At 59.8% G+C, this 15,657-nt stretch carries 6 protein-coding genes and 10 pseudogenes; 11 read left to right on the top strand and 5 right to left on the bottom strand.

Annotated elements, in window-relative coordinates; translation table 11 throughout:
• Positions 1 to 31 precede the first annotated feature (31 nt).
• The 3 pseudogenes from AC6I8M_RS11345 to AC6I8M_RS11335 form a co-directional block, all read right to left on the bottom strand.
• Positions 32 to 965 (bottom strand): annotated as a pseudogene (locus tag AC6I8M_RS11345) (SMP-30/gluconolactonase/LRE family protein).
• A pseudogene (locus AC6I8M_RS11340) lies at positions 962 to 1,899 on the bottom strand (hydroxyacid dehydrogenase). Before AC6I8M_RS11340 ends, AC6I8M_RS11345 begins: the two co-directional pseudogenes overlap by 4 nt.
• A pseudogene (locus AC6I8M_RS11335) lies at positions 1,899 to 2,547 on the bottom strand (RraA family protein). Before AC6I8M_RS11335 ends, AC6I8M_RS11340 begins: the two co-directional pseudogenes overlap by 1 nt.
• A gap of 170 nt (positions 2,548 to 2,717) precedes the next feature.
• Here AC6I8M_RS11335 and AC6I8M_RS11330 point away from each other — a divergent pair.
• The 7 genes and pseudogenes from AC6I8M_RS11330 (at position 2,718) to AC6I8M_RS11300 (ending at position 8,268) form a co-directional block, all read left to right on the top strand.
• Positions 2,718 to 3,431, top strand: coding sequence for an IclR family transcriptional regulator (locus AC6I8M_RS11330; RefSeq protein ID WP_010615594.1), 714 nt, complete (start codon positions 2,718 to 2,720; stop codon positions 3,429 to 3,431).
• 147 nt (positions 3,432 to 3,578) lie between these two features.
• A pseudogene (locus AC6I8M_RS11325) lies at positions 3,579 to 4,004 on the top strand (RidA family protein).
• Between the two features lie 13 nt (positions 4,005 to 4,017).
• On the top strand, positions 4,018 to 4,692 hold the full coding sequence (locus AC6I8M_RS11320) for a DUF1028 domain-containing protein (RefSeq protein WP_498013381.1): 675 nt from the start codon (positions 4,018 to 4,020) through the stop codon (positions 4,690 to 4,692).
• Between the two features lie 52 nt (positions 4,693 to 4,744).
• Positions 4,745 to 5,803 (top strand): annotated as a pseudogene (gene argE / locus AC6I8M_RS11315) (acetylornithine deacetylase); the annotation flags it as partial.
• Between the two features lie 38 nt (positions 5,804 to 5,841).
• Positions 5,842 to 6,885, top strand: a complete 1,044-nt coding sequence (locus AC6I8M_RS11310; RefSeq protein WP_010615589.1) for an ABC transporter ATP-binding protein — start codon at positions 5,842 to 5,844, stop codon at positions 6,883 to 6,885.
• Positions 6,886 to 6,894: 9 nt separating this feature from the next.
• Positions 6,895 to 7,341: a type II 3-dehydroquinate dehydratase gene (locus tag AC6I8M_RS11305; protein WP_010615588.1), complete on the top strand. Its 447-nt coding sequence runs from the start codon at positions 6,895 to 6,897 to the stop codon at positions 7,339 to 7,341.
• Positions 7,338 to 8,268 (top strand): annotated as a pseudogene (locus AC6I8M_RS11300) (2-hydroxyacid dehydrogenase). Before AC6I8M_RS11305 ends, AC6I8M_RS11300 begins: the two are co-directional and overlap by 4 nt.
• 5 nt (positions 8,269 to 8,273) lie before the next feature.
• Here the strand turns inward: AC6I8M_RS11300 and AC6I8M_RS11295 are convergent.
• Positions 8,274 to 9,227 (bottom strand): annotated as a pseudogene (locus AC6I8M_RS11295) (LysR family transcriptional regulator).
• 364 nt (positions 9,228 to 9,591) lie between these two features.
• Here AC6I8M_RS11295 and AC6I8M_RS11290 point away from each other — a divergent pair.
• From AC6I8M_RS11290 to AC6I8M_RS11275, 4 genes and pseudogenes are all read left to right on the top strand, one after another.
• Positions 9,592 to 10,623 (top strand): polyamine ABC transporter substrate-binding protein, encoded by a 1,032-nt coding sequence (locus tag AC6I8M_RS11290; protein WP_041387044.1) that lies wholly within the window; start codon positions 9,592 to 9,594, stop codon positions 10,621 to 10,623.
• A gap of 69 nt (positions 10,624 to 10,692) precedes the next feature.
• Positions 10,693 to 11,549 (top strand): annotated as a pseudogene (locus tag AC6I8M_RS11285) (ABC transporter permease).
• A 1-nt stretch (position 11,550) separates the two neighbouring features.
• Positions 11,551 to 12,369 (top strand): ABC transporter permease, encoded by an 819-nt coding sequence (locus AC6I8M_RS11280; protein WP_010615585.1) that lies wholly within the window; start codon positions 11,551 to 11,553, stop codon positions 12,367 to 12,369.
• 107 nt (positions 12,370 to 12,476) lie between these two features.
• Positions 12,477 to 13,729: pseudogene (locus AC6I8M_RS11275) on the top strand (flavin-containing monooxygenase).
• Between the two features lie 268 nt (positions 13,730 to 13,997).
• Here AC6I8M_RS11275 and AC6I8M_RS11270 read toward each other — a convergent pair.
• Positions 13,998 to 15,538 (bottom strand): annotated as a pseudogene (locus tag AC6I8M_RS11270) (malate:quinone oxidoreductase).
• Positions 15,539 to 15,657: the final 119 nt, after the last annotated feature.

The following is a 15,657-nucleotide window of genomic DNA, read 5'->3' as shown; positions in this document are numbered from 1 at the left end:
TCCGGTGCGTTCGGATGACGCAGAGTTGTAGTCAGAGAAACGAGGTATCGATGGCCGGCAATACGCGGCTTGGCGTGTTCTGGCTGCAGGTCAGGATGCTGCCACTGACCGATTCGGTGATAAACAGCTGGTTAAGGTCGGCCCCGCCGAAGCACAGGTTGGTGGTTGAGCGGCCCAGCGGACTGAGCAGAATCTCTTCCGGATTCAGCCAGATCGTTAAGACGCCAGACGCGCCCCAGGCCAGGATTGGCGATCAGCAGTTCGCCGCGCTGATTGATGGTCAGCCCGTCCGGCCCGCTGGGTCCGTGCGAGGTAAAGAACAGTCCAACTATGCTCACCGAACCATCCGCCAGCAGCGGCACGCGCCACACGCAGTTGCCGCGCGTCATCGCCACGTAGAGGATTTTCTCATCCGGAGACAGAACCAGTCCGTTCGGGCTTGGGCAGTTATCCTGCAGCAGGTCCAGCAGGCCATCCGGACTGAGCCGATAGACGCGTCCGCTGGCATCGTGCAGCCCGGTCTGGCCCTGATCGGTGAAATAGAGATTGCCGCGGCTGTCGGGGGTTAAATCGTTTACGCCGCGAAAGCTTTCGCTGTTACGCCGCGTCAGCCACGGCGTGAGGGTTGCGCTGCTGATTGACAGCTTCATCAGGCCGTTACGGTAATCGGTGATGATCAGCGTGTCCGGATCGGTCAGCTTCATGCCGTTGGGCTCACCGTCATATTGCACTACCAGCTCCCAGTTGCCGCTCATATCAACGCGAAAGATGCGGCCATAGGGAATGTCGGTCACATACAGACAGCCGGAGGGATGCCACACCGGGCCTTCGAGAAAGGAGTCGGTAAGCTGGCCGCCGCGATTGGCGGCAGCCCAGACATTGCCGGCGTCCGGCCGGCGAAACGCTTCCGGCAGGCGCGAAAACAGCGTTAACTCGCGCACCTCCGGTACGGTGAGCACGGTCATGACACTGCCTCCTGCTCCTGCAGAACCTGCAACGCGTTGCGCGCGGCGCCGGTGCCCATGCGCACGTAGGCATTGTCGCTTACGCCGCCAATGTGCGGCGTAATAATCACGTTGTTGAGCGACTGCCACAGATGCGGTGCAGTCAGCGGCTCGCTGGTGAAGCTGTCCAGCCCGGCGGCACGCAGCGTGCCGTTTTGCAGCGCGGTCGCCACGGCCTGATCGTCAATCAGTCCGCCGCGCGCGGTGTTGACCAGAATAGCGCCAAGCTTAAAATGGGCGAGAGCGGCCGCGTTGATCATCTGGTGATTGCTGTCCGTCAGCGGACAGTGCAGCGACACCACATCGGCACGGCTGTACAGCTCATCCAGTGATTCAACCGCTTCACAGCCAGCCGGCAAGGTTTGCGCATAGGGATCGTAGGCCAGCACCTGCATATCGAAGGCCTGACCGATGCGCGCCACGCGGCTGCCGATGGCACCCAGACGACCAGGCCGAGCGTGCGTCCTTCAAGCTCCAGCGATTTATGCTGCGCTTTATCCCAGTGTCCGTCGCGCATCCGGCGGTCCAGCTGCGGCACGGATTTAGCATAGGCGAGGATCAGCGCCCAGGCATGCTCCGACACGGCGGCGGCATTTGCGCCCACTGCTGCGCGGACCGCAATCTGGCGTTCCGCCGCCGCCTGCTGATCGATAACGTCAATACCGCTGCCGTGCTTGGAGATCACGCACAGCGCCGGCGCGGCGTCCATGATGCGCCCGTTGATTTTGCCGTAGCGCACAATGATCGCCTGAGGATTATGGCGCTCGCACAGCGCGATCAAATCGGCTTCCTGCGGCTGGCGTCCGGCATAAATCAGCTGATAGTCCTGCAGCAGCTCGACGGCTTCAGCAGCCAGGTCGCTGCCGGTAATGAGGATAGTTTTTACGTTGCTCATTACAGAGATTCTCCTTCCGCTAACATACCGGCCGCGCGCAGGGCACCTTCCAGCCAACCCGGACGTAAATCGCACTGCTTAATACCCGCGATGCGGCGCGTTTCGGCGTCCAGCTTCTTCGCCGCCAGGGCAATGATGCGTTCCACATCCTGTTTCGCGATCACCACCACGCCATCGGCATCGCCGACGACCAGGTCGCCCGGCTCAATTGACGCACCGGCCACCGACACCGGATGGTTAACCCGTCCGGGAATACTTTTGGTTGGGCCGCTCGGGTTGAGGCCGGCAGCAAACACCGGATAGCTGCCCTGAGCGAGGGCGTCAGCATCACGCACCGCGCCATCAATGATGATGCCGGCGATGCCAGACGCTTCGGCCTGGGTAGCCATGATTTCACCCAGCAGCGCGCAACTGATGTCGCCTTTGCCGTCCACCACCAGCACATCACCCGGCTGGGCGATAGCCAGCGCCGCGTGAATCGCCAGGTTATCGCCCGGACGGACTTCCACCGTGATGGCCGGCCCGGCGACTTTCATCTGCGGCGACATCGGCCAGAATCGCCGCCTGGAATGCGGCGGCCTGGCTGACGGACAGAGCGCTGACGCGCTCGATGTTGCGGTTGATCAGGTTATTTGCAGAGACAGACATAATTCACCTCGTGGTTTGCTGTACTTTGTACAGCAATATTGTACAATATAAAACAACTATATCGACGGTCTGTCGCAGCATGCCAGTGTTACGAAGGTGTTTGTGATGTAAACACAATGTGACTCACAGTTTTCAGGTATACTCAGGGCGGCACAAATCAGGAGGAAAAAATGGGAAATGAAGGCGTTAATGCGGTGGAGAAGGCGTTGTCCCTGCTGGATTGTTTTAAGCCCGGCGAAGAGAGCCTGTCGCTGACCGCGCTGTCGCAGCTTTCCGGCTACCACAAAACCACTGTCTATCGCCTGATGAACTCGCTGGAAAGGATGGGCTATGTGGTGCGCAGTGATAGCGGTGTCTACACGCTCGGCCCGCGTCTGTTATACCTCGGCAAGCTTTACGAGCAATCATTCCATCTGGCCAGCGTGGTGCAGCCGGAATTGCAGGCGCTGGCAACGGCGACCAACGAGAGCGCCAGCTGGTACGTTCTGGATAACGGCCAGCGTCTGTGCCTGTTTCGTGCTGAATCGTCTGATGGCCTGCGTCATACGCGTCTGCCGGGGACGATTTTTCCGCTCGATAACTCAGCCATCAGTAAGGTGCTGCGTTTCTGGGGCATGAATGAAAATCTCTTCGATGCGCTGCCGTCGCTGCCGATATTCAGCTCAGGCGCGCGCGATCCGCACATCGCTGCCTTTGCCGTACCGGTATTTGCCGAAAATGACCGGCTGACCGCTGCGCTGGCGCTGACCGGCCCGGTTTCGCGTCTGACGCTGAATCGCAAAGATGAAGAGTTAGGCGTGTTGATGCGCGAAGCCGCTGCACGCCTGTCAGCCAAACTGGGCGCGCGCAAAGCATTTTGTTATGCGGTTTATGCGGCTAAATAAGGCTGCGCATTAATCACTCATCGGCGGGCCAGCAGGCCTGCCGCACTCCTTCGGATTTTTAAAAGCAACACCTCAGTTAATGCTGTTTTCCCTGCTGCGCTAAGCCCGGTATACCTTGCGGAAACCAATTAAACGCTGGCAGGCACCATGAGCACCCATCCCCGCATCCGCAAATTCAACACTAAAGATACCTATCCTAATCAGTCGCTGGACAACGACCTGTGTCAGGCCGTGCGCGCCGGCAAAACCGTTTACGTGCGTGGCCAGATAGGCACTGACTTCGAAGGCAACCTGGTGGGACTGGGCGATCCGGCAGCGCAGGCCGAACAGGCGATGAAAAACGTGAAGTAACTGCTCGAAGAAGCGGGCAGCGACCTGTCGCACATCGTGAAAACCACCACCTACATCATCGACCCACGCTATCGCGAGCCGGTGTATCAGGTGGTCGGCAAGTGGCTGAAAGGCGTGTTTCCCATCTCCACCGGTCTGGTGATCTCGGGGCTGGGCCAGCCGCAGTGGCTGATGGAGATTGACGTGATTGCGGTGATCCCCGACGACTGGCAGTCGCAATAAGGAGCGCCGCACCATGACGTTATCGATTGTTGGACGCTGCGCGCAAACCGGCCTGCTGGGCATCGCGGTCAGCTCGTCGAGTATTGCGGTCGGCGCACGCTGTCCGTGGCTGCGCGCCGGCGTCGGCGCGGTCTCCACGCAGAACATCACGCTGCCGGCGCTGGGGCCGCGCATCCTTGATCGGCTGAGTCAGGGCGAGACGGCGCAGCAGGCGCTGCAGAGCGGCCTTGCCAGCGATGACTTTTTTGATTATCGCCAGCTCACGGTGCTGGCGGCCGACGGCAGCAGTGCCTGCTTTAGCGGAACGCACACGCAGGGGGTGAATCACGCGCTGTGCGGCAGCGACTGCGTGGCGGCCGGTAATTTGCTGGCGAATCCCGACGTGATTGCGGCGATGGTCAGCGCGTTTACACAGCAGCCGGGCGAACTGGCCGGACGGTTAATCGCGGCCATGCACGCCGGGATGGCCGCCGGAGGCGAAGCCGGGCCGGTTCATTCGGCGGCGCTGGCAGTGGTGGGCGAACCGTCTTGGCCGCTGGTTGATCTGCGCGTTGACTGGACAGAGGGCGATCCCATCGCGGAACTTAATCAGCTGTGGCTGGCCTATCAGCCGCAGATGCAGGATTACCTGACGCGCGCGCTCAATCCCACGCTGGCACCCCGTTACGGCGTGCCGGGCGATGAATAAGCGCGAGGAGACGCGATGTTGACCAGTCGTAACCTGCTCGTTCTGCTGGCGCTACCTCAGCGGGCTGGGCGTGGCGTGTGAACTGATCCACAACGCTGAACGCAGCAAGGCCAATCTCTATGCGCGGCTCGGGCCAGCCGGCAGTGGCGGGGTGATGCTATCGGGCCACAGCGATGTGGTGCCGGTTGATGGCCAGACGTGGACGGTGCCGCCGTTTGCGCTGACCGAACGTGACGGCAAGCTGTACGGACGCGGCACGGCAGACATGAAAGGCTTCCTCGCCTGCATGCTGGCCGCCATGCCGCATTTTCTCGCCCAGCCGCTGCGTCAGCCGCTGCATCTGGCTATCTCCTATGACGAAGAGGTGGGTTGCCTCGGCGTGCGCTCGCTGGTTGAGGCGCTGGCGCAGCGCAGCGATCGACCTGCGATCTGCCTGATTGGCGAGCCGACAGAATTGCGTCCGGTGCTGGGCCATAAAGGCAAACTGGCGATGCGCTGCGAAGTGCAGGGCGCGGCCTGCCACTCGGCGTACGCGCCGCAGGGCGTAAATGCTATTGAATACGCCGCGAAGCTGATCCAGCGCTTAACCGTCATCGGTGAACGTCTGGCGGCGCCGGATCGACAGGATGCGCGCTTAGATCCGCCGTTTACCACCGTGCAAACCGGGGTCATCCACGGCGGACGCGCGCTGAATATCGTGTCTGACGCGTGCAGTTTTGATTTCGAAGTGCGCACACTGCCGCAGGATGATGCACAGCAGGTGACAGAGGAGCTGGTGGCTTATGCGCAGCAGACGCTGGAGCCGCAGATGCGCGCGGTGCAGCCCGTCAGCGCCATCCGCTTCTCGCCGCTCAGCGCCTATCCAGGGCTGGATACCGCTGCGCACAGTGCCGCGGCACAGCTGATTGCCCGGCTGAGCGGCAGCGACAGCTTCAGCACCGTGGCGTTTGGCACTGAAGGCGGACTGTTTGCCGCCGCCGGCATCCCCTGCGTGGTATGCGGTTCCGGCAGTATGGAGCAGGGCCATAAGCCCGACGAATTTATCATCCTCGCACAGCTGGACGCCTGTGACAGCCTGTTACGCCGGCTGGCGACCTGGATGTGCGAATGAACCCGCGACGAGCCACCCCGTCCGAATCCGGAGATTGTATGGTCAGTGCAGAAGTAACCCCGTTTCCGCAGCCGCTGTCATCGGCGCCGCATAAGGCCAACGTGGCGGTGCAGCTGGATGGCGTCCTGAAGCGCTTTGGTGATGCCATCGCGCTGCATAAAATTTCTCTCACCATCCACGAAGGTGAGTTCATTACGCTGCTCGGCCCGTCCGGCTGCGGCAAAACCACGCTGCTGAACCTGATGGCCGGCTTTGCCGAAGCCGACGGCGGTGAGATTTTTATCGATGGCGAACTGGTAACAGAAATCCCGCCCTATCAGCGCGAGATCGGCATCGTGTTCCAGAACTACGCGCTGTTTCCGCACATGACGGTGGAGAAAAACGTTGGCTACGGCTTGCGTATGCGCGGCGTGCCGAAAGCGGAAATCGCCGAGCGGGTCGGGCAGGCGCTGGCGCTGGTGAAGCTGGCGGGTTATGGCCAGCGCAAGCCGCGTGAACTGTCCGGCGGTCAGCAGCAGCGCGTGGCGCTGGCGCGCGCGCTGGTGATTCGTCCCAAAGTGTTGCTGCTGGATGAGCCGTTCTCCGCGCTGGACAAAAATTTGCGTTTATCCATGCAGGTCGAGCTGAAAGCGATTCAGCGCAAACTCGGCGTAACCACGGTCTTTGTCACGCACGATCAGGGCGAAGCGCTGAGCATGAGCGACCGCGTGGTAGTGATGTCGGCCGGGCACGTGCGCCAGATTGGTCCGCCGGATGAGATCTATCGCCGCCCGCAGGATCCGTTTGTCGCCGGCTTCGTCGGTGACGTGAATATTCTGCCGGGCCGCTACGCCGGCCGTGACACCAGTGCGCTGCTGGAGCTGGGCGGCAACACGCTGCGCCTGCCGGCCAAACGGGTGCAGGCCAGCGTCGGCGACCGGCTCGATGTGTATGTGCGTCCGGAAAATGTGCAGCTGGCGCCGCTCGGTCCGCAGGCGCTGCTCAGCGCCACGGTGCTGACGCACGTATTTCAGGGCGATCACGTTGACGTGCACCTCGACATTCCGGCGCTCGGCAGTGCCTCACTGCGCCCGCACCTGTAACGGAGCGCAATGTCTCAGATTTTCTTTCTCAATGGGCCCAACGCCAATCTGTACGGCATGGATCGCCACGGTACTTACGGCAGCGACAGTTTCGCCAGCATCGGCGAGCGCTGTCAGCGGCGCGCCGAAGCGCACGGCCTCACGCTGCAGTTTAGTCAGAGCAACCATGAAGGGGTGCTGGTGGACTGGATTCAGGAAGCGCGCCAGCAGGCAAACGGGCTGATCATCAATGCCGCCGGGTTGTCGTATCGCTCGGTGCCGATTCTGGATGCGCTGCTGATGTTTGATGGTCCGATCATCGAAGCGCACATGAGCAATATCTGGCAGCGCGAGCCGTTTCGTCATCAGTCGCTGGTGTCGAAAGCCGCCACCGGCGTGATCGCCGGACTGGGCGCGCTGGGCTATGAACTGGCTATCGATGCGCTGGCGACGCTGCTACAGGAGCCCAGCGCATGACGACTCTGGTGTTTTACAGCGAGTTCGACAGCTTTGAGGCGTGGTCGGCGCTGCTGGCACCGCAGCTGCCGGGCGTCACCCTTTGTCGTGCTGATCAGGTAGAGGATGCCGATAGCGTACAGTTTGCGCTGACGTGGAAGCCGCCGCGCGGCTTTTTTGCCCCGTATCGCCAGCTGAAATTGCTGGTGAATCTGGGCGCGGGCGTCGACTCGCTGGTAGGGCGCGACGACCTGCCTGACATCCCGATCGTCCGGCTATCGGACCCGGATATGGCGCGCATGATGGCCGGTTACGTGCTGTTTGCCGTACTGCGTTACGCGCGTGACATACCGGCATTTGAGCGCGCACAGCGTGAACATCACTGGCACTATCTGCATCCGCGCGAGCCGGCGTCGATTCGCGTGGGCGTGTTGGGGCTGGGCGAACTGGGTGCCTGTGCGGCGCGCGAGCTGGCGCGTCAGGGCTTTGACGTGCGCGGCTGGTCGCGGTCGCCCAAAGCCGCTGGATGGCATTCACTGCGTCAGCGGCGCGCAGGCGCTGGATGAGTTTCTGGCCAGCAGCGACATTCTGGTGGTGATGCTGCCGCTCACGCCGGAAACCCACGGTTTGCTGGATGCGCAGCGTCTGGCGCGGTTGCCGCCGGGCTGCGCGTTGATCAACGTGTCGCGCGGCGCCATCGTCGATCAGCCCGCGCTGACCACGGCGCTGCAGAGCGGACAGATCGCGCACGCCACATTAGACGTGTTCGATCGTGAGCCGCTGCCGCCCGACGATGCGCTGTGGGGCATGGAGAATGTGCTGATCACGCCGCATCTGGCGTCGGTGGCGATCCCGGCCAGCGCCGCGCGTCAGGTCGCTGATAACATCCAGCGGGTGATGCGCTGCGAGCCGGTGCTGAACCAGGTGTTTCCCGCGCGGGGTTACTGAGCGCGTCAGGCGACGCGCACCACCTGCGGGTCGAAGTAGCTTGGCGCGGCCATGCCGGGAATGTATTGATCGGAGATAAACATGCGGCAGCGTTCGGCGAAGGCGTTTACCACCATCGACTGCTGCACGTGGGCCACCGTGGCGTATCCCAGCAACATCGGCCGGTTCACGCCGGCAAGGCGCACGCGGATCACCCGTTTGCCATCCTGCGACAGATTGGCTTTGAGCCGCACATTGGCGATGCCAAATCCCACGCCGTTTGCCACCATCGCGCGTACCACTTCCATATTGCCGGAGCGCATCACAATGTTGGGCGTGACGCCCGCTTCGCTAAAGAGGCTGAGAAAATATTCGCGGCTCCAAGGCATATCCAGCAGCACCATCGGCACCGTGGCGAGGTCCTGAATGGTCACCGCAGACTGACTGGCAAACGGGTGATGTTCGCCGACCATCACATACGGCGGCAGCTGCGCAGCGACTGAAAAGCGATGTCGCTGGCCGGCACCAGATCGTAGGTTAGCGCGATATCGATATCGGCGGCGCGCAGCTGTTTCAGCAACTGTTCATGATTGCCCTCCACCAGCGTGATGCGCACGCCGGGGAAGGCGCGGCCAAAGCCAAACACCAGCTCCGGCGTCAGCATCGGCGCCAGCGTGTCGAGACAGCCGACGCGCAGCGGGCCGCGCACGTTATTCAGCGACTCTGAGGCGATGTACAGATTCGACATCTGTTCCAGAATCAGCTTCGCCTCTTTTAATACCTGATGACCAATTGCGCGACACGCCCTGCGCGTGGTGGTGCACAAACAGCTGCACCCCCAGCTCGGATTCGATGTGGGTAATGGCGGCAGAGATCGACGGTGACGACACGTGAATACGTTCGGATGCGCCAATAATGCTGCCGGCTTCGCCGGACGCGACGAAGTATTCCAGCTGGCGCTGGGTGATGCGACTGAGCATGCAGATTCTCCTGGTGTCGCCAGCGCGATCTTGTCGCGCCGGCTTTTCTATTTACCCCTGTTTCCATGCATTTATCATGCCGGACAGCGAATAGCAGCATAATCCCCTGCCTGGACCTTCACGCCCATTCGCTTCTGCCTCACTAGGGCTTAAGAAAATCCGTTGCAAAGCAGCGACTTTTTTAGCGTCAGAAATTCCGATGTAACGGCGAGGAAAAGGCTGTTTTACCGCAGCAGCGGCCAGCGGCAGAATCGCTGTGACACCTGCTTTTCACTTTCGCACTGTTTTGGCGTAGCGCGCCGTGGTGAATCAACGGTGGTTCAGAGCAGCGATAACAGCCTTTTCATTCACTGGGGACAAAAATATGTTGCGTAAGATGTGTGCCTTAACGTTGTTAACCACGGGAATTCTGAGCGCAGGGAATGCCATGGCCGCCGACAAGCTGATTGTCAGCACCTGGGGCGGCAGCTTTAAAGATCTGATCGATCAAACCATCGCTAAAGAGTTCACCAAAGAGACCGGCGTCGAAGTACAGTTCGTCACCGGCGGCACCATCGATCGCCTCAACAAAGCCAAACTGGCGGGCGGTTCGCCGGAAACTGACGTGACCTTCACCACCGCGCACGTCGGCTATCTGTATGCCAACAGCGGCCTGTTTGAGAAGCTCGATATGAGCAAAATCCCTAACGCGGTCAATCTGGTGCAGCAGGCCAAAGTCAGCCCGTATCATCTTAGCGTGTGGGGCTACGTCTACACCATCGGCTACCGTCCGGATCTGGTGCCGAAAGGGGAAACCTTCACCAGCTGGAACGACCTGTGGAAGCCGGAGCTGAAAGGCACGCTGGCGCTGCCCGACTGGGATCCGAGCCATATCATCGCCGTGGCCGCCAAACTCTCCGGCAGCGATGCGGCGCACTGGCAGCAGGGCCAGGCGAAGCTGAAAGCGCTGATTCCTAACATCAAATCGTTCTACACCGATGATGCCAACAGCCAGCAGCTGATCTCCACCGGAGAAACGCCGGTGCAGGTCATGCTGTCGATGAACGCCTACAGCATGATTGCGGAAGGGGTCAACATTAAGCTGGCGATACCGAAAGAGGGCGCGATCCTCGGCGTGGATACCGTTGGCATCAATAAAGGCACTAAACATGCCGACCTGGCGTACAAGTTCATTAACATCGCGCTGAAACCGGAAATTCAGCAGCAGGTGGCGAAGATCTATCGTGGTAGCCCGACGGTGACCAACGCGCATATCGATCCGGAGCTGGCGAAGCTGCCAGGCATGCTGACCACGCCGGCGCAGTGGAATGCCACCATCAATACCAATCCACAACTGCGTGCGGAGAAAACCGCCGAGTGGCGTCAGTGGTTCTCTGAAAACATCATGTCTCACTGATTGTCCTGGTGCTGCGGCGGGGCTGGTGCCTCGCCGTAGCCGGTAACACCTATGCAGGCAGTAACGTCCATGACGAAAAAACCGACATTTTTACCCTGGTTCATTCTTCCCGCCACGCTGACCGCGATGGGGCTGGTCGTCGCGATGTTTGCGGTGATGCAGTTCAGCGTGCGTGCGTATATCCCCGGCTCGCTGGATGTCGGCGGCTTTACGCTGGCCAATTTCAGTGGCCTGTTCAAACGTATTTACGGTGACGCGTTTCTCAATACCGTGCTGCTCAGTTGCCAAAACCGCCTTATTTGGTTTGCTGATGAGTTACCCGCTGGCCTATGCGCTGGTGCGCACCCGCACCGCGTGGATTAAATCCACCATTCTGATTATCGCGGTAACACCGCTGTTTCTGGGTGAAGTGGTGCGCACCTATTCGTGAATTATCGTGCTGGGTAACAGCGGCTTTCTTAAATAGCCTGCTGCTGGCGCTGGGGATCATCAGTCAGCCAATCCAGTTTATGTTTACCCAGACCGGCGTGGTGGTCGCGCTGGTGCACGTCACCATGCCGATCATGGTGCTGATGCTGGCGACGGCGCTGTCACACATCAATCCGGACTACGAAAAAGCGGCCACCAGCCTCGGCGCCGGGCCAGTACGCGCGCTGCTGACGGTGACCATTCCGCTGTCCATTCCCGGCATCATCGCCAGCCTGACTACCGCGTTTGCCTGGACTTTCAGCGCTTTCGCGACGCCACAACTGATTGGCGGCGGGCGCGTCAGTACCGTGGCTACGCTGGTGTATCAGCTGGGCTTCTCCTCGATGAACTTCCCGTTTGCCGCAGCGCTGAGCATTGCTGGCCTGCTGATGACCACTCTGCTGCTGCTGGCGCTGAAGCGCATGACGCGCTTCCTGCACGCCATGGGAGGGCACTGATATGACCCGTTCTCACAACAACAAACTGATCGCGCTGCTGGGTAAACTGCTGGTGATCGCCATTCTGACGTTTGTCATGTTGCCCACCGTAGTGGTGTTTATCTCGTCGTTCAGCAGCACCTCCGTGCTGTTCTTCCCGCCGAAAGGCTGGTCGCTGCGCTGGTTTGAGCGGGCGCTGAGCTACGATGATTTTCGTCACGGCTTCTGGTCCGGACTGATTGTCACAGCATGGGCGTCAACGCTGGCGGTGATCATCGGTGCCACGCTGGCGATTGCCATCGAGCGCTATCGCTTTCCCTGCAAACAAGTGCTGGAGAGCATTCTGCTGTCGCCGCTGTTTATTCCGCATTTCACCATTGGCCTCGGCCTGCTGATGCTGGTGTCGCAGCTCAATCTGGGACGCGGCTACGCGCTGGTGATTTTCTGCCACGTGGTATTGGTGCTGCCGTTCGTGCTGCGCAGCGTCTATGTATCGCTGAAAAATCTCGAGCAGCGGATAGAATTGGCGGCGGCCAGCCTCGGCGCATCGCCGCTGCGCGTAGTATGGACCATTACCGTGCCGCTGATTCTGCCGGGCCTGTTTGGTGGCTGGCTGTTCGCGGCGATTATCTCATTCAATGAATTTACCGCCTCGCTGTTTATTACCACCCAGGCGACGCAGACGCTGCCGGTGGCCATGTACAACTACGTGCGGGAATTTGCCGACCCGACGCTGGCGGCGCTGTCGGTTATTTATATTGTGGTGACCGCAGCGATGTTAATTATCGCCAATAAGTTTTTCGGGCTGGGAAAAATATTAAACGTTGAGGCCGGGCATTAATTTCGCTGTGCCATCGAGCCGCCGTTAAACATGACAACCTGGTGTTAATCGCCAGCGGGCAATATTTGCGCCGCGCTGGTGGCATGCCAACTATTCGGGGATGACCTATGTCAGTAGAAAAAATCAATACCGTGATTGTCGGAGCGGGCCAGGCGGGTATCGCCATGAGCGAACATCTGGCGCAGATGCAGATCCCGCACGTGGTGCTGGAGCGCAGCCGCATTGCCGAGCGCTGGCGCTCCGAACGCTGGGACTCGCTGGTTGCAAACGGTCCGGCGTGGCACGACCGTTTTCCTTCGCTGAAGTTTGATAACATTTCGCCGGAGGCGTTTCCGCCGAAAGAGCGCATGGCGCAGTATTTCGAGGATTACGCAAAGATGCTCAACGCGCCGGTGCGCACCGGGGTTGAAGTACAGCAGGTGACGCGGCTGCCCGGACGCAGCGGCTTCCGGGTGGTGACATCGGTAGGAGAATTCGACGCGGACAATGTGGTGGCTGCCACCGGCCCGTTTCAGAAGCCCGCGTTCCCGGCCATCGTGCCTGCAGGCGCGGTGCCGCAGCAGATCCACTCATCGGCGTACAAGAATCCACAGCAGCTGGCGCCTGGTGCGGTGCTGGTGGTCGGTGCAGGTGCGTCCGGCACCCCCAGATCGCCGAGGAGCTGCGTCAGGTCGGTCGCGAGATGTTTCTGTCGGTCGGCGAGCACTACCGCCCGCCACGCGCCTATCGCGACCGTGATTACTGCTGGTGGCTTGGCGCGCTGGGGCTGTGGGACGAAGTGAAAATCAAACCGAAGAAACAGCACGTGGCCTTTGCCGTCAGCGGCTATGAAGGCGGTAAAACCGTGGATTTCCGCCGGCTGGCCCATATGGGCATTACGCTGGTCGGCATCACCGAGCGCTGGGATAACGGCGTGCTGCGCTTTGCGCCGGGGCTGGCAGAGAATATTGCCGAAGGCGACAGAGCCTATTTCGAGGTGCTGCGCGATGCGGATGCGTACATTGAACGCAACGGGCTGGATTTACCGGCCGAGCCGCAGGCGTGGGAGCTGTTGCCGGATCCGCCGTGCCTGCTGAATCCGCTGATGCAGCTGGATGTGCAGGCGGCGGGCATCAGCACCATCATCTGGGCTACCGGGTTTAAATTTGATTTCAGCTGGCTACAGGTGGATGCCTTCGATGAACAGGGCCTGCCATTCCACAAGCGCGGCATTTCTGCCGAGCGTGGTATTTATTTCCTTGGCCTGCTCAATCTGGTCAACCGGGCGTCGTCGTTTATTTATGGCGTGTGGCACGATGCGAAATATATTGCCGACCACATTGCGCTGCAAAATGCCTATTCGGATTACGTGAAGTCGTAATTATTTTTCCAGGTGCGCATGAATGCGCACCCTACGGAAGATCCAGAATGCCTGCTCTTACCGCGGTCTTACAACGATTGAATTAGCACGATAAATCGTGCCGCTATGCAAAGTGCGGTTGGAAGGTGCAGTAATAACAACGCGCACAAACCGTAGCGGCGCAATTTATTGCGCAACCTGACATAGCAATCATTTGATTCCAGAAAAAAATGCCGGTGGGCGATAACTCGCGCACCGGCATCGGTTCGATTGATTCAGCGATGGCTTATTACAGCGCCATATCCTGCTTCGCGGACTCTTCGCGCGGTTTGGCCTGCGCAGGTGCCGACTGCTGATCGTCCATGTTAATCACTGGCGGTTTGGTCAGCTGCAGCACGGCAGCGGTGTTATCCCATGCCTGCTGGGTCAGCGCGGTGTTGCCGTTCAGCTTCTGGCCGAAGCTTGGCACGATAGCGCGGATCTTCTGCTGCCACTCCGGTGACGCGAACTGCTGCGGGAACAGCTTCTGCATCACGTTCAGGGTGATCGGTGCTGCAGTTGATGCACCCGGTGAAGCACCCAGCAGGGCCGCCACGGTTTTCTGCTGATCTGCACACGCTGGCCGGCCTGAATCAGTTTCCAGTCCTCTTTACGCGCGTTCGGGTAGTACTCTTTCAGCGCGGCAAAGCGGTCGTCATCGTTCAGCATTACCTGACCAATCAGGTATTTCACTAGGTCAAAGTTATCGATGCCCACGTGCGTCATCGGCATGAAGTTGCTGGTGGTGGTGGCGCTCAGCAGATCGAACAGCGAACCGTTCTTCAAGTATTTGGTTGAGAACGTGGCGAACGGCCTAAACAGCACCACTTTTTTACCGTCGAGGTTACGGGCATCGATGTGCGGTACCGACATTGGCGGTGCGCCTACTGAAGCCTGACCGTACACTTTCTCTAGGTGACGGCTGGTGATTTCCGGGTTTTCGGTCATCAGGAACGAACCGCCCACCGGGAAACCGCCGTAGTTATCGGCTTCAGGAATACCGGTTTTTTGCAGCAGTTTGATCGCCGCACCGCCCGCGCCGATGAATACGTATTTCGCATCCAGTTCACGGTTTGCGCCGCTCTTCACGTCTTTGATGGTGACGTGCCAGGAGTTGTCGCTGTTGCGTTTGAAATCGGTGACTTCAGAGGAGGTTTCCAGCTTGAAGTTTTGATCTTTCTGCAGGCTGCCGATCAGCTGACGGGTAATTTCACCGTAGTTAACGTCGGTACCCACCGGCGTCCAGGTGGCGGCCACTTTCTGATTCGGATCGCGGCCTTCCATCACCAGCGGTGCCCACTGCTCGATCTGCTTGTGATCGGTAGAGAACTTCATGCCCAGGAACAGAGTAGTTTTCTGCAGTGCCGCATAGCGTTTGGTCAGGTATTCGACGTTTTTGTCGCTCCAGACAAAGCTCATGTGCGGGGTGGAGTTGATGAACGAACGCGGATCGTGCAGCACACCACGCTGTACCTGGCTGGTCAGGAACTGGCGGGTAATCATGAACGATTCATTGATTTCCAGCGCTTTGCTCACATCGATGGAACCGTCTGCACGCTCTGGCGTGTAGTTCAGCTCCATGTTGGCAGAGTGGCCAGTACCGGCGTTATTCCAGCCGTTGGAGGATTCCAGCGCGACGCCGTCGAGACGCTCAACCATCAGTTGTTTCCAGCCCGGTTGCAGCTCCTGCAGCCAGGTACCGAGCGAGGCGCTCATGATACCGCCGCGAATCAGCAGCACGTCGGTTTTTTCTGGTGCGTTCTCAGCGTGAACCGCTGAAGAGACAAGCAGTGCCGTCAGCGAAAGCGCGGACACAAGTTTTTTGGTCTGAGTCATGCCAGTCCTGTTTATTCTTTGTAGATGAACGTTAAAAATTCGGTTGGCAAATTAAAAGATTGTTACGAAAAGAT

The organism is Type-A symbiont of Plautia stali (assembly GCF_059731155.1).
Note: the sequence above shows the minus strand (reverse complement) of the source record. Positions and strands in the feature narration are given on the sequence as shown.

Coding starts and splice junctions, on each gene's coding strand:
- AC6I8M_RS11330 (WP_010615594.1), top strand. CDS start 2,718: ATGGGAAATGAAGGCGTTAATGCGGTGGAGAAGGCGTTGTCCCTGCTG.
- AC6I8M_RS11320 (WP_498013381.1), top strand. CDS start 4,018: ATGACGTTATCGATTGTTGGACGCTGCGCGCAAACCGGCCTGCTGGGC.
- AC6I8M_RS11310 (WP_010615589.1), top strand. CDS start 5,842: ATGGTCAGTGCAGAAGTAACCCCGTTTCCGCAGCCGCTGTCATCGGCG.
- AC6I8M_RS11305 (WP_010615588.1), top strand. CDS start 6,895: ATGTCTCAGATTTTCTTTCTCAATGGGCCCAACGCCAATCTGTACGGC.
- AC6I8M_RS11290 (WP_041387044.1), top strand. CDS start 9,592: ATGTTGCGTAAGATGTGTGCCTTAACGTTGTTAACCACGGGAATTCTG.
- AC6I8M_RS11280 (WP_010615585.1), top strand. CDS start 11,551: ATGACCCGTTCTCACAACAACAAACTGATCGCGCTGCTGGGTAAACTG.